Annotated in this window: 21 protein-coding genes; 17 read left to right on the forward strand and 4 right to left on the reverse strand. The window is 57.6% G+C overall.

Annotated features, from left to right (window positions below; genetic code table 11):
* The first annotated feature begins 2 nt into the window (after nucleotides 1-2).
* Both dnaN and gyrB read left to right on the forward strand, forming a co-directional pair.
* Nucleotides 3-1,112 carry a DNA polymerase III subunit beta gene (gene dnaN / locus L540_RS04460; RefSeq protein ID WP_043210759.1) on the forward strand — a complete coding sequence of 370 codons (1,110 nt, stop codon included), beginning with the start codon at nucleotides 3-5 and terminating at the stop codon, nucleotides 1,110-1,112.
* Nucleotides 1,113-1,194: 82 nt separating this feature from the next.
* On the forward strand, nucleotides 1,195-3,648 hold the full coding sequence (gene gyrB, locus L540_RS04465; RefSeq protein ID WP_043210757.1) for a DNA topoisomerase (ATP-hydrolyzing) subunit B: 2,454 nt from the start codon (nucleotides 1,195-1,197) through the stop codon (nucleotides 3,646-3,648).
* A gap of 267 nt (nucleotides 3,649-3,915) precedes the next feature.
* Here gyrB and L540_RS04470 read toward each other — a convergent pair whose 3' ends face one another.
* Nucleotides 3,916-4,350, reverse strand: a complete 435-nt coding sequence (locus L540_RS04470) for an NIF family HAD-type phosphatase (protein WP_043210756.1) — start codon at nucleotides 4,348-4,350, stop codon at nucleotides 3,916-3,918.
* 673 nt (nucleotides 4,351-5,023) lie between these two features.
* Here L540_RS04470 and L540_RS04475 point away from each other — a divergent pair.
* Both L540_RS04475 and L540_RS04480 read left to right on the forward strand, forming a co-directional pair.
* The gene (locus L540_RS04475) at nucleotides 5,024-5,248 is read left to right on the forward strand and encodes an antitoxin MazE family protein (RefSeq protein ID WP_043210752.1); all 225 of its coding nucleotides are present in this window, start codon (nucleotides 5,024-5,026) and stop codon (nucleotides 5,246-5,248) included.
* Between the two features lie 255 nt (nucleotides 5,249-5,503).
* Nucleotides 5,504-6,163 (forward strand): hypothetical protein, encoded by a 660-nt coding sequence (locus tag L540_RS04480; protein ID WP_043210751.1) that lies wholly within the window; start codon nucleotides 5,504-5,506, stop codon nucleotides 6,161-6,163.
* A 74-nt stretch (nucleotides 6,164-6,237) separates the two neighbouring features.
* On the opposite strand, the gene L540_RS21445 is transcribed toward L540_RS04480, so the two are convergent.
* The 3 genes from L540_RS21445 to L540_RS04490 are packed head-to-tail and all read right to left on the reverse strand — an operon-like array spanning nucleotide 6,238 to nucleotide 8,410.
* Nucleotides 6,238-6,912 carry a nucleotidyltransferase family protein gene (locus tag L540_RS21445; RefSeq protein ID WP_307833067.1) on the reverse strand — a complete coding sequence of 225 codons (675 nt, stop codon included), beginning with the start codon at nucleotides 6,910-6,912 and terminating at the stop codon, nucleotides 6,238-6,240.
* 59 nt (nucleotides 6,913-6,971) lie between these two features.
* Nucleotides 6,972-8,120: a nickel/cobalt efflux transporter gene (locus L540_RS04485; protein WP_043210749.1), complete on the reverse strand. Its 1,149-nt coding sequence runs from the start codon at nucleotides 8,118-8,120 to the stop codon at nucleotides 6,972-6,974.
* Nucleotides 8,121-8,131: 11 nt separating this feature from the next.
* Complete coding sequence (locus tag L540_RS04490) at nucleotides 8,132-8,410, reverse strand: metal-sensing transcriptional repressor (protein ID WP_048025878.1); 279 nt, start codon at nucleotides 8,408-8,410, stop codon at nucleotides 8,132-8,134.
* A gap of 129 nt (nucleotides 8,411-8,539) precedes the next feature.
* Between L540_RS04490 and L540_RS04495 the strand changes: the two genes are divergently transcribed.
* The 13 genes from L540_RS04495 (at nucleotide 8,540) to L540_RS21470 (ending at nucleotide 23,562) form a co-directional block, all read left to right on the forward strand.
* Entirely contained in the window at nucleotides 8,540-9,505 is a 966-nt protein-coding gene (locus L540_RS04495; protein WP_043210747.1) for a chromate resistance protein ChrB domain-containing protein, read from the forward strand.
* A gap of 26 nt (nucleotides 9,506-9,531) precedes the next feature.
* Nucleotides 9,532-10,731: a chromate transporter gene (locus tag L540_RS04500; RefSeq protein ID WP_043210746.1), complete on the forward strand. Its 1,200-nt coding sequence runs from the start codon at nucleotides 9,532-9,534 to the stop codon at nucleotides 10,729-10,731.
* 22 nt (nucleotides 10,732-10,753) lie between these two features.
* Nucleotides 10,754-11,218 (forward strand): chromate resistance protein ChrB domain-containing protein, encoded by a 465-nt coding sequence (locus L540_RS04505; RefSeq protein ID WP_043210744.1) that lies wholly within the window; start codon nucleotides 10,754-10,756, stop codon nucleotides 11,216-11,218.
* 43 nt (nucleotides 11,219-11,261) lie between these two features.
* Nucleotides 11,262-11,612, forward strand: coding sequence for a rhodanese-like domain-containing protein (locus L540_RS21450; RefSeq protein ID WP_082149539.1), 351 nt, complete (start codon nucleotides 11,262-11,264; stop codon nucleotides 11,610-11,612).
* A 1,222-nt stretch (nucleotides 11,613-12,834) separates the two neighbouring features.
* Nucleotides 12,835-13,260, forward strand: coding sequence for a helix-turn-helix domain-containing protein (locus L540_RS22115; RefSeq protein WP_082149540.1), 426 nt, complete (start codon nucleotides 12,835-12,837; stop codon nucleotides 13,258-13,260).
* A 242-nt stretch (nucleotides 13,261-13,502) separates the two neighbouring features.
* Nucleotides 13,503-14,129, forward strand: a complete 627-nt coding sequence (locus L540_RS21200; protein WP_131726029.1) for a hypothetical protein — start codon at nucleotides 13,503-13,505, stop codon at nucleotides 14,127-14,129.
* Nucleotides 14,110-16,059: a DDE-type integrase/transposase/recombinase gene (locus tag L540_RS21460; RefSeq protein WP_082149541.1), complete on the forward strand. Its 1,950-nt coding sequence runs from the start codon at nucleotides 14,110-14,112 to the stop codon at nucleotides 16,057-16,059. Before L540_RS21200 ends, L540_RS21460 begins: the two co-directional genes overlap by 20 nt.
* The gene (locus tag L540_RS04520) at nucleotides 16,059-17,099 is read left to right on the forward strand and encodes a TniB family NTP-binding protein (RefSeq protein WP_082149542.1); all 1,041 of its coding nucleotides are present in this window, start codon (nucleotides 16,059-16,061) and stop codon (nucleotides 17,097-17,099) included. The genes L540_RS21460 and L540_RS04520 overlap by 1 nt, the downstream gene beginning before the upstream one ends.
* Nucleotides 17,099-18,952, forward strand: coding sequence for a helix-turn-helix domain-containing protein (locus L540_RS21465; protein ID WP_082149543.1), 1,854 nt, complete (start codon nucleotides 17,099-17,101; stop codon nucleotides 18,950-18,952). The genes L540_RS04520 and L540_RS21465 overlap by 1 nt, the downstream gene beginning before the upstream one ends.
* A gap of 465 nt (nucleotides 18,953-19,417) precedes the next feature.
* Nucleotides 19,418-19,786 (forward strand): hypothetical protein, encoded by a 369-nt coding sequence (locus tag L540_RS21725; RefSeq protein ID WP_131726028.1) that lies wholly within the window; start codon nucleotides 19,418-19,420, stop codon nucleotides 19,784-19,786.
* The gene (locus L540_RS04525; protein ID WP_043210741.1) at nucleotides 19,787-20,479 is read left to right on the forward strand and encodes a Cap15 family cyclic dinucleotide receptor domain-containing protein; all 693 of its coding nucleotides are present in this window, start codon (nucleotides 19,787-19,789) and stop codon (nucleotides 20,477-20,479) included. It begins immediately after the preceding gene.
* Nucleotides 20,480-20,737: 258 nt separating this feature from the next.
* Nucleotides 20,738-21,937 carry a CBASS cGAMP synthase gene (locus L540_RS04530; protein ID WP_043210739.1) on the forward strand — a complete coding sequence of 400 codons (1,200 nt, stop codon included), beginning with the start codon at nucleotides 20,738-20,740 and terminating at the stop codon, nucleotides 21,935-21,937.
* Nucleotides 21,934-23,562 (forward strand): ThiF family adenylyltransferase, encoded by a 1,629-nt coding sequence (locus L540_RS21470; RefSeq protein ID WP_082149544.1) that lies wholly within the window; start codon nucleotides 21,934-21,936, stop codon nucleotides 23,560-23,562. The genes L540_RS04530 and L540_RS21470 overlap by 4 nt, the downstream gene beginning before the upstream one ends.
* Nucleotides 23,563-23,568: the final 6 nt, after the last annotated feature.

Raw genomic sequence — 23,568 nt, forward strand, 5'->3', positions numbered from 1 at the left:
CTATGCAACTCGTACAAACCACACGCGATGCATTGCTGAAACCGCTGTCGACTGTGGCGGGCATCGTCGAAAGACGTCATACCCTGCCCATCCTGGCGAACATCCTGATGCGCAAAGAGGGCAACAAGGTCGCGTTCATTGCCACCGACCTTGAAGTGCAAATCACCACGCACGCCGATTTCGGCGTCGGGTCGGACAACGAGTCCACCACCGTGGCCGCGCGCAAGCTGCTGGACATCCTGAAGGCCCTGCCGGACACGGGCGATGTCAAGCTGGCGCTGGCCTCCAACAAGCTGTCGGTGCAATCGGCCAAGAGCCGTTTTGCCTTGCAGACGCTCGCGGCCAGCGAGTTCCCGACCGTGGCCCAGCCCGAGCAATGGGATGTCTCCTTGACCATGCCGCAGCGCACCCTGCGCCATCTGTTCAACATGGTGCACTTCGCCATGGCCCAGCAGGACATCCGCTATTACCTCAACGGCATGCTGCTGGTGTTCGAGCCCGGCCGCGTGCGCGCCGTGGCCACCGATGGCCACCGCCTGGCGCATTGCGCCACCGAGGCCGACGGCATCAGCGAGCGCCATGAAGTCATCGTGCCGCGCAAGACCGTGCTGGAAATGCAGCGCCTGCTGGAAGACTCCGACGAGCCGGTTGCCCTTGACGTGGCGCCGGGCCAGATCCGTTTCCGCTTCGGCGATGTCGAGCTGGTGTCCAAGCTGGTCGAAGGCAAGTTTCCGGATTTCTCGCGTGTGATTCCCACCAACTACACGCGCCACTTCTCCGTGAACCGCGAAGCCCTGCAGGGCAGCCTGCAGCGCGCCGCCATCCTGACCACGGACAAGTTCAAGGGCGTGCGCCTGCAGCTGGGCCAGAACGTCATGAAGATCTCGTCCTCCAACGCCGAGCAGGAAGAGGCGCAGGAAGAAATCGACATCGATTACGGCTACGAGGCGCTGGACGTCGGTTTCAACGTCGGCTACCTGCTCGATGTGCTGGCCAACGTCAAAGTGGAAAACGTGCAGTGGTCGGTCATGCCGGACGCCAATGCGTCGGCGCTGATCACCCTGCCAGGCGACGATCAGTTCAAGTACGTCGTCATGCCCATGCGGATTTGATCCGCACAACGTGGGTGTAGACCGCTGGCGGTTTGCGCCAGCGGATCGGCCGTGAGGCCGCCTTTAATTATTGAACACAGATATGTCAGATCAACAGAACACCACTCCTGAGAACAACGGCTACGGCGCCGATTCGATCAAGATGCTCAAGGGGCTGGAGGCCGTGCGCAAGCGCCCCGGCATGTACATCGGCGACACCTCCGATGGCACCGGCTTGCACCACATGGTGTTCGAAGTGGTCGACAACGCCATTGACGAAGCCCTGGCCGGCTATTGCGACGATATCGTCGTCACCATCCACACCGACAACTCGATCTCGGTCACGGACAACGGCCGCGGCATTCCGACGGCCATCCACAAGGATGACGAATTCGGCCGCAGCGCCGCCGAAATCGTCATGACCGAGCTGCATGCCGGCGGCAAGTTCGACCAGAACTCCTACAAGGTGTCCGGCGGCCTGCACGGCGTGGGCGTGTCCTGCGTGAACGCGCTGTCCGAATGGCTGCGGCTGACCATCCGCCGCGATGGCCAGGTGCACGAGATGGAATTCCGCCAGGGCGAGCGCGTCGCGCCCCTGGCGGTGACCGGCACCACCGACAAGCGCGGCACCGAGGTGCGTTTTCTGGCCGACCCGGTCATTTTCAACAATATCGAGTACCACTACGAGATCCTGTCGAAGCGCCTGCGCGAGCTGTCCTTCCTGAACAATGGCGTAAAGATCCGCCTGATTGACCAGCGCCAGGGCAAGGAAGAGAACTTCGCCTTCTCCGGCGGCGTGAAGGGCTTCGTCGAGTACATCAACCGCGCCAAGACCGTGCTGCACCCGAATGTCTTCGCGGTGAGCACGGACTCCTCCGCCGGCGGCGTGCCGGTGGGCGTGGAAGTGGCCATGCAATGGAACGACAGCTACAGCGAAAGCGTGCTGTGCTTCACCAACAATATTCCGCAGCGCGATGGCGGCACCCACCTGACGGGCCTGCGCGCGGCCATGACGCGGGTGATCAACAAATACATCGCCGACAACGAGCTGGCCAAGAAGGCCAAGGTCGAGACCACCGGCGACGATATGCGCGAAGGCCTGGCCTGCGTGTTGTCGGTCAAGGTGCCCGAGCCCAAGTTCAGCAGCCAGACCAAGGACAAGCTGGTGTCCAGCGAAGTCCGCCCCGCGGTTGAAGACGCCGTGGCGCGCTCGCTGGAGACCTGGCTGCTGGAGCATCCCAACGACGCCAAGGCTTTGTGCGGCAAGATCGTCGAGGCCGCGCGCGCGCGCGAAGCCGCGCGCAAGGCGCGCGAAATGACGCGGCGCAAGAGCGTGCTGGAAGGCGCCGGCCTGCCCGGCAAGCTGGCCGACTGCCAGGAAAAAGACCCCGCGCTGTGCGAACTCTACATCGTGGAGGGCGACTCGGCAGGCGGCTCGGCCAAGCAAGGCCGTGACCGCAAGTTCCAGGCCATCCTGCCGCTGCGCGGCAAGGTGCTCAACGTCGAGAAGGCGCGCTTTGACCGCCTGATCGCCAGCGAACAGATCGCCACGCTGATCACCGCGCTGGGCACGGGCATCGGGCCGGATTTCAATATCGAGAAGCTGCGCTATCACCGTCTCATCATCATGACCGACGCGGACGTCGACGGCGCGCATATCCGCACGCTGCTGCTCACGCTGCTCTATCGCCAGATGCCGGAGCTGGTCGCGCGCGGCCACGTCTATATCGCCCAGCCGCCGCTCTACAAGGTCAAGGTCGGCCGCGAAGAGCGCTACCTCAAGGACGAGGTCGAAGAAGCGAAGTTCATGCTGCAGCTGGCCCTCAAGGATGCCGAACTGATCCCCAGCCAGGGCGCGGCCGCCATCACCGGCGAAGCCCTGGGCGAGCTGGCGCGCCAATACGTGCTGGCCGACGCCGTGATCTCGCGCCTGTCGCGGGTCTTCGACGTGCCCGCCCTGTCGGCCCTGGCCGAAGGCGTGCAGATCAACCTGGACGACCAGGCCAGCGCCGAGGCTTCGGCCAAGCGCCTGCATGATGTCCTGCACGACGCCACCAGCGCCAATGGCGTGGAGGTCACGGCCGAGCTGGAGGAAGACAGCGGCAAATACCGCCTGGTCATCCGCCGCATGCACCACGGCAATGTGCGCATCAGCATCATCGACGCGGACTTCGTGCGCGGCGCGGACTACGCCATCCTGACGAAATCGGCCCAGACCTTCCTGGGCCTGATCGGCGCCGGCGCCATCGTGGCCCGCGGCGAGGGCGACAAGCGCAAGGAGCAGTTCGTCTCCGACTTCCGCGAAGCCATGCAGTGGCTGCGCGCCGAGGCCGAGCGCGGCTTGTCCAAGCAGCGCTACAAGGGCCTGGGCGAAATGAATCCCGAGCAGCTCTGGGAAACCACCATGGACCCCACCGTGCGCCGCCTGCTGCGCGTGCAGATCGAGGACGCCATCGCGGCCGACGAGGTCTTCACCACCCTCATGGGCGACGATGTGGAGCCGCGCCGCGCCTTCATCGAGACGCATGCGCTGTCGGCGGGCAATATCGACGCCTGAGCGTGTAGGATCCCATTGGAATTTAGATTTTTCCCACTAAATCTAGATTTCAGAAAGCAAACCCAGCCGGCAGCGGCTGGGTTTTTTATTGATGGCGGGTAGTTGCAATGTGACGACCGGCTTCTTTGCTCGATGCGCCCTGGATAACGACGAAATTGCAGTTCGGCAATGTCACAACCTTACCCAACCAATCGGGACGCCGGCTGATCGTTGCGTACTCACGCGCCCCGGCTTCGATGATGCGCTTATGCCGAAACCCACCTTTGGCTACAGGCTTAACCGGATTCGAAGTTTTTCAAGCGTCGTCGTGAGTTCTGAATCCGAATCTTCATATGGATGCGAAAAGCTATCAATGCAAATCCATTGAGCGTGCTGTCCAGGATGTACGTACGCCTCGAAGTCGTCGACGAGCAGGCAGTCCTCAACAGCAGCATCGCGGATCAACGCCAGATCTTTTGTGGCGCCAGTCCACGACACGTACTCAAGATAGGCAAACCATGTTGGGGCCGCGTGCTCCTGGGTGAGCATGTCGGCGATCCCGCGAAATCGAGCCTCGTCTACCGTGGTGAACATTACGATGCGAGGGAACAGCTCTCTGCAACGTTCCAGAAAGTTGAAAAGCCCGGGACGCGGAATCTGGCTCACCGCATTCGAGATGAGCGTGCCTTCCAAATCGAGCGCTAGTACGGAAAGGCGTGGCATGGGCAGGATAGTGCGGGGCGAAAGACGTTTCGACAGTTGTAGAGGCGGTGGAGAAGGTTTCGAATCAGAGAGGCCTCATCTGTCAGCTCGGTTAAAGTTTTCCCGGTACTGGCTAACAATGTTGAAGACACACTCACACGAAGCCTCACGGATACGTTAATCGGTCTTGTCTGAGTGTAGGTCCGGGTGGGGTAAATCGCGAAATGCGATTTACCCCAGTGTCGAGGCTTTTGGCTTTCGAATTTAGAGCGTTGGCGTCGTCGTCAGGTAGCATCCCTTCGTCTTGATCGGCAGACGCGCGGCCATCGCGGCGCTCGACAGGTTGGAAGCTGGTTCCTGGGCCGACGCCTTGCGAAGTACCGCCCCAGGTGCAAGCCGAGATTGTTGCCCAATCTCTCCCAAACATCGTGGAGCACCTTTTGCAGATAGCAGTTGGCCCTACTAGGGCCACCTTCGGGCTGTCGTGACGCGACCGGGTGGGGGCATAATCTCAGTAGCGCTGCCGCGCAAGTACGCTTCTCGGGTAATACAGAACGACCGTGTCCTGTTAGGATCGAAGACCGGATAGGAAGGCGTTGACCTAGTAGAGTCGATGTACAGCTGGAATCCAAACGCGTTGCATGGAACGACACCTCAGCGCAAAATTACACGTGGCGCGACCACGAGGTTGTTCATGAAGACATCGATCATCAATTCCCAAGTGCAAAAGCATAAGAATGCGCGAAACATGGCAGGGTTGCGCCTCGTGGAAATTTGGGTACCTGACACCCGGCTACCGGGCTTCGCCGAGGAATGCCGGCGCCAAAGCCGCGCAATCGCATCGTCTAGCAAGACCGACGAGCAGGTGGAGCGCCTGATGGATGACGCCGTTGCCGCCGTGGATGGTTGGACGAAATGATGGCTTATAAGAGCGCGTGCTGATCGCTCGTTACTGGGGCAAACGAAGGTTCACCTCTAGAGTCTGCCGCAGCCACAACACTCATTACCGACGCCGGTCGGCTCTGGATAGCGTTGATGGAAGGCTTTTCGCCTTCTTTGCGCCCAATCATGGCCTCGAGCCGTTCTGTCGAAAGGGCGAGGACGACCCGGAGCGGTCCGTTTCGGCTATAACTCTTTGAAGCGCTACTAAGTCGGCCTCCGGGACCTAAATCTGATGTCCATATCGCTGATCGGAACAGTCCACGCCGCAAGCGGGCGTGCCAACTTGGCGGAACTGGTGGCTATCCTCGCGCGCCATCAGCCTGACATCATCTTTGCTGAAATTCCCGCTGCCAACCTCGATGCCTATGTCAACGGCTCTCATGGCAATCTCGAATCCAATGCTGTTGCCCTCTATAGCAAGCGCCAGCAGGTCGATGTAGTACCCGTTGACCTAATAAGACCAGGTGACGAATTCTTCAGACAATCGGAGGAGATGTTCCAACAGGTCGAGAGGACCAGCTCTACATTTCGCCGCCTAATTGACCAGCATAGCCTCGACACGAGAGATCACGGTTTTCCATACCTTAACAGTGATCGGTGCGATCAAGCATGGGCGGCAATCTACGAGGAGGTGCGTGCAACCGTCGAATGGATCGGCGACGCCAGATTGCGACAGATCTTCGCTCTTTGGAGCGAGACGAATGACCGGCGCGAGACGGCAATGCTAGAGAACATCAGTGGCTATTGCATCCGCAGTGGTCTCTCTTATGGAGTGCTTCTCCTTGGCGCTGGGCACAGGAAGGCCTTCATGGCGAAGGTAAAGGCACAACGAGACATTGGCGCTCCAGGAGTGTCATGGAATTTTGAGGATCTCGTGAATGAGGCTGTGTGAGGCAATATCCGTTTCTGGCCGCAACCAGGCGTCCGCGAAAAGCTGCTTGCGACCCAGAGCGGTCCTATGTGCGGTCAGGGTGTACAGATTGAAAGCCGAGGCCACCGGTGGCTGAATCGCTTGGAATTCACCCGGTGCATAAACGTTGAGACGCTCGCCCGCCGAGGGTTGTGCCGAACGCGCAGTTCAAACAGGTCATTCAATCCGTACGGCGCTATGACCTTCAATGATTCATCACCGTCCAGGTAAATGCCAACGCAAGTGGCAAACTCTGGCCAAGTGGCCAGCCCATCGTCCAAAGACGTTAGGGGTGAAACCACCTGGCCGAGGGCTTTTGCGAACCACTCGTGCACTTTGGCCTGGTTTGTCACTTCCCAAGTGAGCGAGGGAAGGAGCCAATGCAGCCGCTCTTGAAGTTCGGCATCCAGAGCTAGAGGCGCTTCAGCATCAAAGTACGCAACGTCCACGTCATCCGAGTTCGAGGGCTCCTGAAAGCCATGCAAGCTATCCCAAACCAAGGATCTGATGGCCCCTGCACCGATGCACCACGAGGGCAAACCAAGGCAGCGAACCGCCCGCAGCGCAGCCATCAGTTGCTCAGAGGATTCGACGAGGTCGCATAGTTGTTGCTCATAGCCCACTCGAACATTTGTCATCATTTCGCAAGGAACTAGAATTTCGGGTTGCTTGTATGTGGAAGCAGCATATACGGAATTGTCGGCTGACCGCTCCTGGCCGGGAGCGGCCATCGATGACCGACGGCTTTCGACCCAAAGCAGTCATTGCGCTTAGATGCCCAGCTCTAACACTAGCCGCGGATACCAAGCCATCCGTTCATCCCCACGTAAATGCCTACGGCGATGATCAGTAGGCTGGAGAGATAAGGTGCCCGCTGGGCCACCGCGCTGAACCATGGCGCGCGCTTATTGACCTGACGCACGCTGAGTGCCGCGACGGCTCCAACCGTCACCAGCGTGATGGCCAGCCCGATCGAGAAGCACAGCACCAGCACGGCGCCTAGCGTGAACTCCTTCAACTGAAGACACAACAAGAGAACGGTAATCGCCGCCGGGCACGGAATCAGCCCGCCGGTCAGGCCGAACAAGGCGATCTGCCAGTTGGTCACGTTCCGGTTTGTGAACCGCCGGCGGATGTCGTTGGCATGCGCCAACTGGTGCGCATCCTGGTATCCCTCGCCAGCCACATCCAGCCCTCGCAGTTCTTCATGGAGGTGGTCATGCTGGCGCTCATCCGGTTCCATGAAAGCGACGTCATAGCTGTGAACGTGCCCGCCGTGGCTCAGGGCCAGGCGCGCCATGAACTCGTGTGGTTCCGGAATTTCCTCGAGGGACTCCAGGTAGCCGTCCTTCTGAGCGAAATGGAATTCATGGCGCGTCCCGTCGACTCTTTCGGTCGTCACAGAAACGTCCTGCGCCTGCCAGTTCCCGCCCCGCAGGCTGCTCAACCTCCACCGCGGCGGAATGCCGTCCTCGAACACCTCCAGCGCGATCAGGCCGTGCCCGGTATCGATTTCGTGCCGCTCCGCACCATGGGGATGGCCCTCATGCCCATGGCTGTGGTCGTGGTGATGATGGCCATGGCCCGCGCCATGCTGATCCCGCCAAGTCCGCCAGAACATCCATGCCGCGATCAGCACGATGATGACCCCAGACGCCAACTGGAAATATGGCTCTAGCTCCTCCGCCGCGACCCCGCGCCACAGATACATGCCGCCTAGGCCGATGCCCCACACAATAAGGGTGTGCGAAATAGTCGCGGTGATGCCCAGCAGCACCGCCTGTCCCACCGAGCCTCGAATCGCGACGATGAACGCCGCCATCATCGTCTTGGAATGGCCGGGCTCCAGCCCGTGCAGCGCGCCCAGCAGAATGGCGCTTGGAATAAACAGCCAGGCGTGCGACGCACCCTGGGCGATCAGATCGGAAAACGACAACATGGATAGTGTTCTTAGAGGTACTTGGTGATTTCTTTGAACTCGTCGATCGCGCGCTGCCTGTCCTCGTCCAGCTCGCCCACCGCATCCTGGAGGCAGTGGTCGATATGGTCTTGAATGAGGATCTTCTTGGCCTGGGAAATGGCACGCTCCACGGCATGCAACTGCTGGGCCAGCTCAAGGCAGGGCCGGTGTTCTTCCATCATCGAAATAATGCTGCGCAAATGTCCTTCCGCCCGCTTTAGGCGTTTGGCCACGGCGTCGTGATGATGATGAGGGTCGGGCTTTTTCATGCGGCCATCATATCCCCCCCGGGGGGATATAACGCAAGAAACCATGCCGCCATTCGGGGAAACAAAAAGGCTGATGTAGTGATGTCTACATGATTGCAGAGATCACAACGTTTTCTTATTCTGCTCCCTATGGACACCCAACTCGCGCCCTCCTGGTTTCTGCTTATTGTCAGCCTGCCCACGGGCGGCGCCACGGCCCGCATGCGCATCTGGCGCAAGCTCAAGGCCCTGGGCTGCGCCGCCTTGCGCGACGGCGCCTATCTACTGCCTGCGCACGCCGAGCAGGCATCCCAGCTGGCTGAGCTGGCTGCCGAAACAAGCGAGGAAGGCGGCCAGGCCTGGCTGCTGCGGGTCCAGCCCCAGGACAACGACGAGTCCGCCTCGTTCCAGGCCCTGTTCGACCGCTCGGCCGACTACGATGCCTGGCTGATGGAACTGGCCCAAGCGCGCCAGACACTGACCGCTTTGAACGCGACGGAACTGAATCGCCTGTTGCGCCGTAACGAACGCAGCTACCAGGCGTTGCGCCGGATCGATTTCTTCCCGGCTGAAACCTCGTTGCGCGCGCAGGCGCAGCAGCGCGATTTCGCCAGTGCCATTGAATCTCTCCTGTCGCCCGGCGAGCCCCACGCGGCCCAGGGAGGCATCCCACGCCGTGATCCCATTCATTACCGGGGACGGCTCTGGGCTACCCGACGTCATATCTGGGTGGACCGCGTTGCCTGCGCGTGGCTGATCCAGCGCTTCATTGACCCGTCCGCGCGCTTTCTATGGCTGGAGACCCCGGCGGAGTGCCCCGCAGATGCCCTGGGCTTCGATTTCGACGGCGCCACCTTCACGCACGTGGCCGACAGGGTGTCGTTCGAGGTCCTGCTCGCCAGCTTCGGCCTGGACGAAAACCGTGGCCTCGTGCGCCTCGGCGCAATGGTGCATGTGCTGGACGTAGGCGGCGCCGCGGCGCCGGAAGCTGCCGGCTTCGAGGCCATGCTGGCCGGCGCGCGCAAACGCCTGCCCGATGACGACGCATTGCTGGCCGAAGTCAGCGCTGTGCTGGACTCCCTGTACGCCCACTTCTCCAGTGGGCGTAAGGCCTGATCTCTTTTCCGTTCAAGTGAGCAACCATGAGCTCCACTCAAGAATCCGCCAGCGATAGCGCGGAGCCACTCGTCTCGCGACCCGCCTATACCCTTTGGCAACTTGTCTGGTATTTCACCCGGCTGGGGATGCTGGGCTTCGGTGGCCCGGTTGCCCTGGCCGGCTATATGCATCGCGATCTGGTGGACAGGCGGGGCTGGATTACCGACGGCGACTATAAGGAAGGCTTGGCGCTCGCCCAACTCGCGCCTGGCCCTCTGGCCGCGCAGCTCGCGATCTACCTCGGTTACGTGCATTACCGTATCCTCGGCGCCACGCTCGTGGGAATCGCATTCGTGCTGCCGTCGTTCTTCATGGTCGTGGCCCTGGGATGGGCATACGTGCGTTTCGGCGGCCTGACCTGGATGCAAGCGGTGTTCTACGGCGTGAGTGCCGCCGTGATCGGCATCATTGCTATCAGCGGCTACAAGCTCACTACCAAGAGCGTGGGCAAGGACAAACTGTTGTGGGCCATCTATCTGGCGCTGGCCGTCGTCACTGTCATCACCGAATCTGAAATCGCCTGGCTGTTTCTCGCGGCCGGCTTGCTTGTCTGGTTTTGGCGCTCGCCACCCAAGTGGCTAAAGTCCGGACATCTGTCGGTCGCCGCAGCGGTTTCGGTGCCAGCCGGGGCTACGCTGAGCACGCTGGACTGGCCACTGCTCTGGCAGATCGGCGTGTTCTTCGCCAAGGCAGGGGCTTTCGTCTTCGGCTCAGGGCTGGCCATCGTGCCATTCTTATATGGCGGCGTGGTCACCGACTTCCAGTGGCTCAACGACAAGCAGTTCGTCGATGCTGTAGCGGTAGCCATGATCACGCCCGGCCCCGTGGTCATCACCGTGGGCTTCATCGGATATTTGGTCGCCGGGTTCCCTGGGGCCTGTGTGGCGGCCTTGGCCACTTTTTTGCCTTGTTATCTGTTCACCATCATTCCAGCGCCGTACTTCAAGAAGTACGGAAAGCTGCCCGGTATTCTCGCGTTCGTTGATGGCGTGACGGCCGCGGCGATCGGCGCCATCGCGGGCGCGGTCATCGTTATCGCCCGGCGCACGCTCGTCGATGTGCCGACATTGATGTTGGCAATAGCGGCAGTGCTGTTGCTGTTGCGATTCAAGAAACTGTCCGAGCCGATGATCGTTGCTGGCGCGGCGTTGATTGGCTTGGCGGTTTATCCACTGGTGCACTAAGTCCTTTTTTCAGGAGCCCATCATGCAATGGATCACTCGTGAACGGCCTAAGATCGACCGCATCGCCTGCCCGTGGCTAATCGCCCGTTTTATCGACGAAACGCCAGAATTTCTCTACGTGCCGGCAGGCGACGTTCTACGCATTGCCAGGGAAGCCGCCGCGATTCCCTACGACATCCCAGGCGTGGAACTATCGCATGTCGGAGAACGGTGCAGCTTCGACGCTTTTCTCGATAAGTACCAGTTGGCAGATAACCCGGCGTTGCAGCAACTGGCCGGAATTGTGCGCGGCGCCGACACTTCGCGCCTGGACCTGACCCCGCAGTCAGGCGGACTGTACGCGCTGTCGCTGGGCTTGTCGCACCTTTACACCGACGACCACGTCATGCTCGGCCATGGCATGGTCATGTACGACGCCCTGTACGCATGGTGTCAGTGGTGCCAAGGAGAAACGCATCAATGGCCGCCGGCGATGCCGACGGCATAAGGCGCGATCCCAGGCTGAGCAACAACACCTTTGGGAGGCCCTCATGCAAAGCATATCTGTTCCCGAACTTGCGCTCTGGCGCAATGCCGAATTTCCCCATACGTTGATAGATGTGCGTCGCAAGCTCAGGCGCAAGGAGGATGGCGTGGCGATTGCCAATGGACAATGGCTCGATCCCGCTTTGTGGCTGGAATGGAAAGACTCCGTACCAGCCACGCAGCCCGTCATCATCTATTGCGCCCACGGTCATGAGCTAAGCCAGGGGCTGGCTGCCACCCTCCGTGCAATGGGCATCGACGCTAGGTATTTGCTCGGAGGCATAGAGGCCTGGCGTTCTGCTGGTCAGAGTGTGGAATTACTTAAATCTCACGAGCAACCCGCTAGCACTACGTGACCATCTTCTCACTCGGCATTGTCTAGGAGACTCGGGGGAACGTAATGACAGCTATTGGCCGACACCGGCCTCCCGCTTGCAACAGTTGGAAGTATCGGGCGGATCATTGCCGAAGTTGAAGCGAGTCCCCGGCTGCCGAGTCCAGTCAGTGCGGTCGAACTGGCGCGGCAGTCAAAACTCGATGCCCGTCAGTCGTATGTGAAGGCGAACGTCGAGACCCGGGCGCTGGGTGAGCGATGGAGGGCGTATGAAAAACGCAGAGCCGAGGTGTCTCACGCGAACCCTCAGTCGTATGTCGAGGCCGCTTGCCGCTCGCTAAGGCACGAAGCGCGCACACTCAGCGTACGCAAGTGCAAGCACGAGTGCTTCGAGAAGTGTTGGGCATGGTCGAGCGTCTTTTCGACATGCTTAACGGCATCAAGCTTAAGAGCGGGAGCTGACGCTACCATTCACCCAAATTTGCTTTGACATCGCCCCGAAATTTACTTTGGTATTTGCTGCCGAGTTCTCTCTAAGCTGTTGAAAAACAATTAAAAAACCGACTTGATTTCAAGTCGGCCCTTTGCGGCGAAAGCCACCAGCCCTGTGTAATTTGGTGATCAACAGCCGAGCCTTCAACATTCGTATGCGTGTGGCGAGGGAGGTTCCACATCCCTCCTTCCAAGTTGCGGAGCACGCACACACAGACACCCGGCTCGGAACTTTTCGGAACGGCGCCCGCAAATGCATGTGTGCAATCTGCGCTTCGAAAGAAAGCACCCCGTTCAACTGGACAGCTTGGCTGGGTGACTCCAGTTCTGCTCAAGTGTCTCGACTTTTTGTCACCGTGGTCGGACTTATCGTCGATTTCAGCGATGACACTAGTGTAGCGGACCCGCGGTCGTCTAAATAAACCGGCAAGGTCGTACGAGGAACGCTGCCCCAAGCGCGAGGGCAAGTTCGGTAGGGTCTGCCGATATCGTCACCGCGTCATCACGGATCGCAGTTTCGACGGTTGGACGACGACGGCTTGAATTTGAACGGCAGAGTCGACGCCTTTTATTGGCAAAAGGCGCGTTTAGCGATATACCAACTCGTTGATTTATAAGGAAAACTTGCAATTTTCCCGGTCGCTCAGGTACCCTCGTCTACTCGACTACGACAGAGGAGAGAGCGGCGTGTTTCCTCGACCGTCTCGCTTGGAAGTCAGGCATCCGGCACTCAACCCGCATCTGGTGCGGCGATGAGTCCATTTGCCATTTACCTTCGTGCTCTTCGTTTAAGCCGCGGCTTGAAGCAGCAGGACGTTGCGCGGTTGTTGGGATACGAACCCAGCTATCTCTCCGCCCTTGAACGCAGCGCCAAGGGCCCTCCAAGGCAAGCTTTCATCGCGCGTTTGGTGCGAGTGTTAGGGCTGTCGTCTGCGGAGCAAGCCGAACTCAACGAGGCATTAATTAGGTCCAAGCGACAGGTCTGTCTGCCTTGGACGGCCTCTTTAGAGGAGTATGAATTGATACGCGAGTTGGAACCTCAGTTAGGACGTTTGAACTCCGCGCAGATTGCTTTGATACGCCACGTGTTGACTCTGCCCACATGTCCAAGAAATCAAACACCCGGGGGGCTAGATGAGGCCTGCTCGCCGTCTCGCGGGGAGAAAGCCATGACCTAAAACGAAAAGGCGAACCCGAGGGCCCGCCTGTCCGCTGAAGCTTGGTACTGAACATGGAAATTCTAGTATCGGTTTCTCCCTCACAGGCGTCAAGGCCGTCCCCCTTCTCCATGCTGATCTTTCGCGGTTACTGAACCTGGCGAGGGTGAAGTTCTGCCCAAAATTTCAGCATGGGGTTCAGTTTTTTTCTCAATGCGCCGTATGCGTAGGGGCACCCCTACGCCATCGTAGGAGGAACCGACATGTTGTCCAGACGCGTAATTACCCGCAGCGGTAGGCACTTCAGAGGCCGCTACCCTTCGGCAAAGCTTGGTCGGATGGTGGAGTTCGAATCCCTAATCGAGAGAGATGTCATTCTCCTGCTGGAGTTCTCTGGAGGAGTCTCTTTTTATCAGGAGCAACCAACCCGCCTTTCATACAGCGATGGTGAGACGGTTCGCGATTACTTTCCCGACTTCGAGGCTCATCTGCGTACGGGGTGTCGCATCCACATTGAGGCAAAGCCGCTAGCGAAGTTGGCGCTGCCGAACGTTGCAGGGAAGCTGAATAGCATTGCGGAGCACTATGCAGCCCATCGAGAGGAGCACTTCCAGATCGTCACTGACGCTATTGCACGGCGGGAGCCTCTACACAAGAACTTGAAGGCGCCGAGCGCATTTAGGGCCAAGGCAACAGGACCCAACTACGTCGACTGCCCCACTCATCCACTGAAGTCCAGTTGGAATGCGCTTGAGACTGTACTGGGCCGTCAAGGTCTTATGCAGCTTGTCGCGCGCGGGCACTTAGTGTGCGACCTGTCCCAACCCCTTGAAGGCGAACTCGTCGTTCAAACCGTGAAGGAGGTTGACGATGATTCGCTTTACATTTAAGCGGGGGCTGGCCTATATCGATGTGCAAACGCGTTGGGTGCTCGAGCGTGCTCTCGCGTCTGGAAAATATCAATTCATCTCGGACGCGGGAGAGCTTTTGAATCTCTCTCCAGATGAGGTGCACGGCAAGTGGCTGTCTGGGCAGTGGCATGTGGATCCGGCCTCCTTAGGCACGATGGCGTCGGCCACCTATGTAGCCACACCCAGAGACTTTTCCACGTACTCCGATCATCAGCAACAGGTTGCGACTCGCAAGCTCAAGTATCTGCAAGCTGTCTCGCCCGATACCAATCGGTACGAGCCGGTGCGTTGGAAGCAACTGATCGATCTGCACGCGTCCCAGATTGGGGACGAAAACCCCCCTTGCTCATCGTCCGTGCAGAACTGGTGGCGCAAGTATCGGGTTACGAAGTCGATCGATGCGCTCATTCCTCGAAAAGGAGGAAGGGCTTCTGGCCGCGCGGCCTCTTCCTACGAAATCTTCGAACAAGCGGTAGCGGAGGTGTTCCTCACACTAGAGAAGCAACCGAAGGTGGCGGTCTTCGAACGTGTCTCTAGGCACTTCGCAACAGTTAACGCAGCACGCCCCTCGGATCAACAACTCATATGTCCCGCGAGGTCGACCGTGTATCGCTGGCTGAATGGTCTTCGCCAGGACATTGTTGATGGAGCGCGCTTAGGAGCAGACGCCGCACGAGCAAAATACCGTATAGCACTAGGCGGACTTCGAGTCGACGGAGTGCTTGAACGCGTTGAGATCGATCACACTCCGCTCGACCTCATCGTGATTGATGGGGAAACTCAGCTGCCGCTCGGTCGGCCATGGCTAACGATGGCTATCGACAAAGCCTCACGGTTCCCTATGGGGTTCTATCTCGGCTTGAATACGCCGAACGCACATGCGGTGCTGCAATGCTTGACACGCAGCATCTTGCCAAAGACGAAGTGGCTTGCTCAATATCCAGAAATCAAGGGCTCTTGGCCGGCACATGGCATCCCAGATTTGATCGCCATAGATAACGGGATGGATCTGCACTCATCGGCGCTGGAAAAGGCGTGCCAGGAGATTGGCGTTCAGATGCTGTTTTGTGGTGCTAGAACTCCGGAGCACAAAGGTAGCATCGAGCGATTCTTTAGAACGATGAACCAAGGCCTAATCCATAGGCTGCCTGGCACGACGTTCTCAGGAGTTATGCAACGCGGCGACTATCCCTCAGAGGACAAGGCGGCGATCACTCTAGAGCTAGCCCACCAATTGCTAACTCAGTGGATCGTAGATATATATGCAATCAGACGCGTCAAGTGTCTGGGCGGATCACCCCTGGAGAAATGGTCCGAGCTATCGGTCAAGCGAGTGATCGAGTTGCCACAGAACCCCGAGCAACTTGATGTGATCGCGGGTATACCAGCTACCCGGACCCTTTTTCATTACGGCATCGAACTTGCTGGATTGCACTACAACAATATCCCGCTTCAGGAAATTCGTCGGCGGCACGGCAAAAGCGTGCCTGTGGACCTGAAGTTCTACGATCAAACCGTCGACCACGTACATGTCTTCGATCCGGACGCCAAGCACTACCTGCGGGTTCCCAGCGTCCGCGCCGAATACACGAAGGGCCTAAACCGTGAGATGCACATGCGCCTTCGCGAATTGGCACGCGTCCATCATGGTGATGCGGCTTCATTGGATCAGATGTTAGAGGCACGAGGCGCACTGGAAGCAGAGGTACAACGTGCAGTGAAGGCCAAAAAAATGGCAGTTCGCAAGAATGCACGAAGACTGGTTGGGCACGACAGTGCAGCTCAGTCGGATCCTACGATGCCGACCCCTCAACGACACAAGCATATGGTGCCGAAGAGCCCCGTCGATCTACCGCCAGGGTTAGATGATGAGTTGCCCGAAATGGGCACTTTCGGCGGGGAGTTGTGATGAACACGCCGCTAGATATCCTCTGCCGGACATTACCTAGTGACCTGGCGCAGCGGCAGTCTCTGTTCGGCTTCAGGCTACCCATAGTGCCGATACAGCACAGACGGTTTAGCGAGGGTTTGTGCCGCATTGCGGAGTTGCATCATTCGCGACAACGGTTCGGATCGGGAGGTGGAGTTCTCATCACAGGACCCTCAGGTGCTGGAAAAACCCTTCTTGTGTCGTCCTATGCGAGTCAGTTTGCTCACGAGACTACGCTTACCGGTACTCGCATTCCCGTGCTGAGACTGACAGTTCCTTCGTCGCCTACGGCGAAGAGCCTCAGCGAGACGATTCTTATCGCGCTCGGCTATCCAAAGGCACACCGCGGAAGCGGTCCGCAGAAGACCGCGCTAATTCTTGAGTTCTTTGATCGGTGCGGATTGGAGCTGATGATTCTGGACGAGGTTCACCATCTGTTCTATGCCTCCACGATTCAGTACTTTCGTGACGTCACCGACTGGCTGAAGAACCTGATTAGCATCGCGAATGTAGCTGTGGTGGCTTGTGGATTGCCCGAGGCGATTGCTGTGGTCGAGGCTAACGAGCAACTGGCCAGAAGGTTCTCTGCCCGGTATGCACTTACGCCGCTTGGAATGGCGTCCGATGCAGATTTTCGGGAGTTTCGCAGCGTGTTGAAGTTGTTCGGAGAAGAGCTGCCGTTGCCGATGGCTACTCCCTTACACGAGGCCAACATGGCGAGACGAATGCACGTTGCGAGCTACGGTCTGCTCGACTATGTTCGCAAGGTCCTCGAAGGAGCTGTCAGTGTTGCGGCTAGTGTTGGAGATAACGAGATAGGTTTGGACGCGTTGGCGGCCGCATTTCGTAATTGCGTGTGTGGCACGGTACCTGATCGACTGAACCCGTTCCATCCCGACTCGTATTTGAGGCCCTTAGATCGACCAGGGGAAGTGTTCTATCTGCACACGAGCCAAGATCTGGTTGGCTCTGTCGTGGCGAAACGTGTGAGCTTAAACGCCGCAAAGGTGAGGCCGTAATGGCGGGCTTGCTGTTCAAGACACCGCCCTTCAGAACCGAGGGCGCAGGCGGCTATCTGCTTAGATTGGACGATTCCAATAAGTTGCAGGTCCGTGACTTAGCTGAATTGGGCGTGGCATTCGACACCGCAGCGCTATTTCGGCAAGGGCTAATTCCAGCGCAGGGGATAGATCCTGAACTGTGGAGTTGGATTGATCACGTCAGCGAACTTCGCTCGAGTAAGTTGCGAGTCTGGAACGTCAAATACTCGCGCTTTTGTCCTGAATGCCTGCGAGAAGAACCCACTTGGCTTGCTGAGTGGGAATTGTGCTACTACGACGCTTGCGTGAAGCACAAGGTCTGGATGGTCGATCTCTGTTCGTCATGCGGTGAATGCGTGTCGTGGGGAAGGCCTCAGATGCTTCGATGCAAGTGCGGTGCTGATCTTCGATCGGAGCCCACGTCAGAAGCTCCTTCTGGAGTCATCAACTTGGCGGCAGCTCTCGCCTCCAAGTTGAGCGACCGCCGTAAACCCTTGTGCGACCTGAAGCCGCTTCGGCATTTGGACCTAGATCAATCACAGCGCCTGGTGCGCTTCCTCGGCACGCACCTGGATCCTGGAGGCATGAGAAAGACGGCAAAAATACACAATGCTGCGAGGATGGAGATGTCGTGGCCTGTCTCATCAGTCGCTGCTGCCATCCTTGGTGATTGGCCAAAGGCATTTCATGATCAGCTCTCCGCTATCCAGAAGATGGCGGCGAACAAGAAGCAAGGGCTTTCTAAAACGTTCGAGCGAACTTATCGCTATATCTACAGAGGATTGCCTCCTACGGTCTATCGGGACGTTCACGCTGCATTTGAGCAATGGGTCGCAGAATTCTGGCGAGGAGGTGTTGCTCGACGAAATCGCCGATTAGCGGATACGCTGATTTCTCAGGTGCAATGGACTTCAGCGAAGGCGGCTGCTCATAGACTGGGGGTAACCCAGGGCCGTATTCGGCGGCTGGTCGCGGAAGGAATCCTTGACGGTGATGAGTCTGTCTCCTCGGCGGGCAGGCGCTTCCTGATGGTGAGGCTCGATCAGGTCAGCGCTCTATCGTCGGCAGAATTCACGGAGATGGACTTGACCACGGCAACCGAGCAGCTTGGCCTAGGGAAAATTCGGCTACGAGAACTCGTCAGACTGCTGTTTCCTAATGCGTATCGTGCTCCGAGCCAGAAAGGTTCTACGCAATGGAGGATTCGTAGAGGCGACGTGGATGCTTACTTGGCCATCGGCCTCGGATTACCAGAAATCACGGTACCCGAGGAGTCGCAAGTCTCCTTGTCGCATGTATTGAGGTATTGGACGTGGAGTGATGATGAAGTCGTCGAGCTTGTGGAGGCAGTTCGGGACGGCACGCTGGTGTTGGAGGGCTTGCTACCAGAAGGCACTGGTCTCGCAAGGTGGACATTCGACCGGAAAACACTGCAATTGTGGCGTCAGCAGAGAACGCCAGCATTGGCAAATTGGTTCAGCATTCCCAAAGTTGCTGAATTGCTCGGGATGAACCAGGAGGCGGCCTATTGGTTGGTGAGACACGGCTTCTTGAAGGCCGAACCGCTAATGCCAAAGCGGGGATGCGGTGCCCGTGTAACACGCTCGGAGGTGGAGAGATTTCGACAAGATTATGTCTTTGCCACAGAGATCGCAGAAGCGCTGAAGACCCGGTCAACGAAGGTTGTGCGGACGCTCGCAGAGATGGGTATGAACCCCGCTTCTTCAAGAGGATTGGAGAAGTGTGGAAAGGTCTTCTACGCTCGCACACGCGAAATTGAAGATTGGCTTGTCACTTTGGGAGTGCAACTACCATCGATGGATCGAGGCTGAAACTGCGACGCAAGCCGCACATGGACCAGCCCATCGCCTTACGTTTTGAAGGCGTCTCACAACGATTGCATAGCTTGGCATCTTCACCGGCTTACGAGATACTATTCGTATCAACAGCGGGAGTAGCGGATAAGAAAAATATTAAGGTTAAAGGTATCGAATGCTAGCCGGCATCAAAACGCATTTCGTGGATGCAATGAAACGCCCCGAGCTGTTGGTAGAACGACCTCTGTCAGTACCGGGTCCAAGACCAAAGCAACTATAACGCGCGAAGTTCTATTCCTTGAAACGTTGTACATCCAATTATGGCAACGCATGAGGATATTTCCGTACCGCCAGCCTAGATTCATTTTGATGAAACACAGTCCATGCTCCTCAGGCACCGCAAACTTGGTAGAGCGAGCCAGGCAGGTTCTCCGAACCATTGCCGATCTACGTAGTCAGGATTTTTCCGGTGTTGGCATCGTGTTCTACGAACGTTTGGATGATTTGCCGCACTTGCAACTCGGCGCCAGTGCTGAAAATGTGGCTCTTGAGCAATTTGCGGATATCACCTTGACAGCTACTCTGTCGAAAATTTCCGTCCCGTCAGTCCCGTTGCACGACGGCTTTCACTTCGTTTGTGTCGACAGCTGGCGACTCACTCACGTGTCTCAATTCATTTCGCCACCCATCCCCGAAGGTGCAGATCATCGGTTTCACGTCAGCGGCGCCCGTTTGATGGCCGCGCTACTTACGTCTCTGCTGCCCGGAATCGAGTGTGTGGGAATTGTGTCTCAGAGTGGCGAGATTCATTTGTTTAGGGATGGCCGCGATGCTGTCTGGAAAGGATAGATGATGGCGAACGTTTCCATGTCAACTGGGGAGTTGAAGAAGGCGTTTTTGTTCGTCTCGTCAAGCACGGTTGCGCTCGCAGGCCTAGTCGGAATCGTTCGCCATTACTTCTTTGACGCGGACGCGACGTCCGCGCTAGTTCTCGGCCTAGTCAGCGGGGCGAGCTGGGCCGTCTTGTTTTCCCTTTGGGCACTGAAACGCCCTTGGAGGTGCGGCCGACTGGCTCGGTTAACTGGGCGTCCAATAATTCATGGCGTTTGGTTCGGCCATCTCGACACCAGCTACGAGTCGGACGATGAAAGCGTCGGAAAGCGTATCCCCATCGCATTCGTCATTAGGCAGACTTTTTTGACGTACTCGCTTCTTTCATATACAGAGCGTCAGGACAGTGTCACCCTTGCTGAGACGCTAGATGTCGACGAAAAGCATGACACAGTCCACCTGCGTTATATGTACCGCTTTCAAATTATGCGTATGACGGAGCGCAAGCAGACAACCGGAGCTGCTGAGCTAAAGCTCATCGAGGGTGGTACAAAACTGAAGGGAAATTACCTTACCGACTCTCCCACTCATGGCTCTCTACAACTCGTTTTTGTTCAACGTCAGGTCGACGGCATCGATACCTTCAGAGCCGTTCGTGAGCTTTACGATGCGAGGTTCGCGTCGGTCTCCGCAACAGCGACCCCGGTCTGAGGCTACCCGGTTGAGAATGCTTCGGCATTTATTGAGCAACGAACATACGGGTTTTCACTATATTGAAAACTGTTGATCTGGCCAGATGTAGGGGCAAATCTGACCAAAGCGGATTTGGCGGGGAGAAAGGGAAGCGGCAGTAATGCTGGCAAAAAAATGAAGTTGGCGCCGCCTCTTGCCGGAACTTGGCCTACCGCTAGGTCTAAGCAATGCCTTCGACGACGTACTTTTTTGATCCCATAACGTGAGTCATTTTGCATGCTGAATCTAAGCCAGCTTTTCTTTACGTCGGATGCGGACGAAACCGCCCTGCTCGATCTCCTCGATTTGGACGCCACGCAAAAGACCGAAATCCAAAATGCCAAAGGTCTGGTGCGTGCCGCTCTGAGAGAGGGTATTCCCAAGAAGTACGCTGAACTTGGACTGCCTGGCAAGGCACCCCAGCCACGTTTTTTCACCCAGGGTTCGTGGGCCTATAAGACGCTGAACGCCCCTTGTCAGCCTCCACAGGAAGCAGACATCGATGATGGTTGCTACCTGCCGATGACCTTCGTCACTCAGCAAACGAAGCGCCCGAGTGTGGCGGCTGAAGCATTCTTCAGAATTGCCGAGGACGCACTGGCGCCGCTTGTGAAGGCGAAGAGCTGGAGATTCGGGGGGGTGAAGCCCACTTGTATTCGTATCCATATCAGTACGTCTGCGCACATCGATGTTCCGCTCTATGCAATCCCCGACGATGAGTTCGAGAAACTGAAGAAGTCGATGGCGCTGGAGGCAAGGGCCATGGACTCCGCGACTCTGAACGACAGCATAGACCGGTGGGATACGCTACCACTTGATCAGGTACTTCTTGCCCACCGTGACGAAAATTGGATGCCCTCCGACCCTCGCCCTCTTAACGATTGGTTCATTGACCAAGTCGAAGTTCAAGGTCGTCAGTTGCGGCGGGTTATTCGTTACTTGAAGGCATTTCGAGATCACCAATGGAAGTCTGGTGGACCCGCTTCGGTTCTGTTAATGGCGGCAGCGGTGCCGATTTTTCAGCAGGAGATCGGGCGTGATGACCTGTCTCTCTTGAACGTCGCGAAAGGAATCCCGAGAGCACTACGTACTGGAGTCTCGCATCCGACGGACGAGTCGGAATCGCTTACAGACCGTTTGCGCAAAGCTGGTTTGGCCGAGGGACGCGACTTAGTCGAAGAAGCAGCGCTGAAGTTCGATCAGTTTGCCAGTGTACTGGAGGCAACGCTTGCTGCTAGCGATGCGGTGCAGGGGGTGATTTGGATGCGTGGTCAGTTTGGACATAGGTTTCCAAACCGACCCGATCGAGTAAAGATTATCGCCGCTGCTACTTCAGTGGCGGCAACGACCGCAACCGCAGGGGTTGCGAGTGTCATCGCTTCCACGCCAGCGAAGGCTGGCCCTACGCCGCTCGTCGGCCCGACCCACGCAGGATGACTATCACCGGCATTGAGTTAAGCGCTTATGTTGAGCAGCTTAAGCGAAATGGCTACACGTACGTCGGAAAGTTCGGCCATGCCTGGATGAAGTTCACTGGCCAGCTTGACGCGCGTGGAAAGGGCTATGCGTGCGAATTTTTAGTGCCGAGAGCCTTGGATGGCATCCCGCTTGTCAAAGTTAAGTCACTGCCTCAGGATTTGCCCAAGCTGTTGCCTCATCTGACTGCGAGAGGCTATCTATGCTATCTGGCGGCGGGATCGGTCGTTTTCGACCTATTCGATCCGATTGGTCAGACATTGGCTTGCCTTCAGCGTGCGGGGGATGTGCTGGCACAAGTTCTTGCGGGAGAAGGACGGGAAGATTTGGTCGACGAGTTTTTCCAGTATTGGGGGGACGTAAATTGCCTGTTGGATATCCAGGGCAACGTTGCCGGCTCCCACCCAGCGTACTTCGTGAAAGAGACCGACGACTTCGCATTTGTAGTCACGGATGATAAAAAAAGGACTGAAAGAAAGCTCAATGCCCTGGGCAATACTCTCGAGCCAAAACCGATCACCACCATTCGAGTGAAAACGACGGTTCGTCCATTCCCCTTAGAGAAGGATTGGCCGCCAAAAAACGTCGGTTCATTACTACAGTGGCAGTCACAGCTTGATCCCGGGTGCCGCCGGCGCATTGAAGACAAGGTTGTTCACAACTATCGCATTGGCGCCGGGCATGTCACGGTCATCATCGACTCTCCCGCCCTCCAATATGGATTCATCGTATTTTTTAAACGCCCTGCGCGTCGATTAGGCCAGCCTCGCAACTATCGACAGGAAGTTTATGGGCAAACGATCGCTCAGCTTAGTTTCGTCCGCATCGACGATCAATACATGGCCGAACGCAGTCTGCCAGGAGTAGCTAAGACGCTTGCGGCGTTGGATGTGGTGGTGGTGGGTTGCGGGACAATTGGGAGTTTTCTTGCGGAGATGCTTGTCAAAGCAGGTGCTGGAACCTCGGGTGGTCGATTGACTTTGGTAGATTGCGATTGCCTCGGCCCTCAGAATCTTGGCCGACACCGCCTCGGAATGCCTCATTTGTTTAAGAACAAAGCCTCGCAGCTGGCCTGCGAACTGGAGCGCTTGTCACCTGGTACCAACATTGAGGCAAAAGCGGTTGATGTGAAGACCTTAGACCTTCAGAGTGTTGGTGTCCTCATCGACGCTACTGGCACGCAGTCCCTGACCGACTGGTTGATGTGGAAGTACTCGAAGACGGTACCAGTCTTGGCTACTTGGGTCGAGGGTCCTGGGTTGGCAGTTCGCGCATTGATGAAGTACTCGAAGGAACACGCCTGTTCCCGTTGCATTTCTCAACCCCCTCAGAATGAGGCGTACCAAGTGTTCCATGAGCCCACGCCGACGGTTCTCAAAGGTCACGGCTGCGAGGGGCTATTTGTGCCCTTCTCCGCCACCGCACCCATTCAAGCAGCCTGTTTAGCAATGGACATGTTGCAGGAATGGCTGCAAGGTCGACTGGAACACACCTTACAGACTCGCGTGCTTGATCGTAGTCGAAGCCTGAAGACGAGTGACTGCAAGCCTGCGCGTCAAGAAGGGTGCCGCGCGTGCCACTCATAAAAGATT

Origin of the sequence: Bordetella pseudohinzii (assembly GCF_000657795.2) — a bacterium.
Classification (GTDB): Bacteria; Pseudomonadota; Gammaproteobacteria; order Burkholderiales; family Burkholderiaceae_B; genus Bordetella; species Bordetella pseudohinzii.

Bases quoted from the DNA above. Each gene is read 5' to 3' on its own strand.
- dnaN (WP_043210759.1), top strand. From the start codon at position 3: ATGCAACTCGTACAAACCACACGCGATGCATTGCTGAAACCGCTGTCG.
- gyrB (WP_043210757.1), top strand. From the start codon at position 1,195: ATGTCAGATCAACAGAACACCACTCCTGAGAACAACGGCTACGGCGCC.
- L540_RS04470 (WP_043210756.1), bottom strand. From the start codon at position 4,350: ATGCCACGCCTTTCCGTACTAGCGCTCGATTTGGAAGGCACGCTCATC.
- L540_RS04475 (WP_043210752.1), top strand. From the start codon at position 5,024: ATGAAGACATCGATCATCAATTCCCAAGTGCAAAAGCATAAGAATGCG.
- L540_RS04480 (WP_043210751.1), top strand. From the start codon at position 5,504: ATGTCCATATCGCTGATCGGAACAGTCCACGCCGCAAGCGGGCGTGCC.
- L540_RS21445 (WP_307833067.1), bottom strand. From the start codon at position 6,912: ATGGCCGCTCCCGGCCAGGAGCGGTCAGCCGACAATTCCGTATATGCT.
- L540_RS04485 (WP_043210749.1), bottom strand. From the start codon at position 8,120: ATGTTGTCGTTTTCCGATCTGATCGCCCAGGGTGCGTCGCACGCCTGG.
- L540_RS04490 (WP_048025878.1), bottom strand. From the start codon at position 8,410: ATGAAAAAGCCCGACCCTCATCATCATCACGACGCCGTGGCCAAACGC.
- L540_RS04495 (WP_043210747.1), top strand. From the start codon at position 8,540: ATGGACACCCAACTCGCGCCCTCCTGGTTTCTGCTTATTGTCAGCCTG.
- L540_RS04500 (WP_043210746.1), top strand. From the start codon at position 9,532: ATGAGCTCCACTCAAGAATCCGCCAGCGATAGCGCGGAGCCACTCGTC.
- L540_RS04505 (WP_043210744.1), top strand. From the start codon at position 10,754: ATGCAATGGATCACTCGTGAACGGCCTAAGATCGACCGCATCGCCTGC.
- L540_RS21450 (WP_082149539.1), top strand. From the start codon at position 11,262: ATGCAAAGCATATCTGTTCCCGAACTTGCGCTCTGGCGCAATGCCGAA.
- L540_RS22115 (WP_082149540.1), top strand. From the start codon at position 12,835: ATGAGTCCATTTGCCATTTACCTTCGTGCTCTTCGTTTAAGCCGCGGC.
- L540_RS21200 (WP_131726029.1), top strand. From the start codon at position 13,503: ATGTTGTCCAGACGCGTAATTACCCGCAGCGGTAGGCACTTCAGAGGC.
- L540_RS21460 (WP_082149541.1), top strand. From the start codon at position 14,110: ATGATTCGCTTTACATTTAAGCGGGGGCTGGCCTATATCGATGTGCAA.
- L540_RS04520 (WP_082149542.1), top strand. From the start codon at position 16,059: ATGAACACGCCGCTAGATATCCTCTGCCGGACATTACCTAGTGACCTG.
- L540_RS21465 (WP_082149543.1), top strand. From the start codon at position 17,099: ATGGCGGGCTTGCTGTTCAAGACACCGCCCTTCAGAACCGAGGGCGCA.
- L540_RS04525 (WP_043210741.1), top strand. From the start codon at position 19,787: ATGATGGCGAACGTTTCCATGTCAACTGGGGAGTTGAAGAAGGCGTTT.
- L540_RS04530 (WP_043210739.1), top strand. From the start codon at position 20,738: ATGCTGAATCTAAGCCAGCTTTTCTTTACGTCGGATGCGGACGAAACC.
- L540_RS21470 (WP_082149544.1), top strand. From the start codon at position 21,934: ATGACTATCACCGGCATTGAGTTAAGCGCTTATGTTGAGCAGCTTAAG.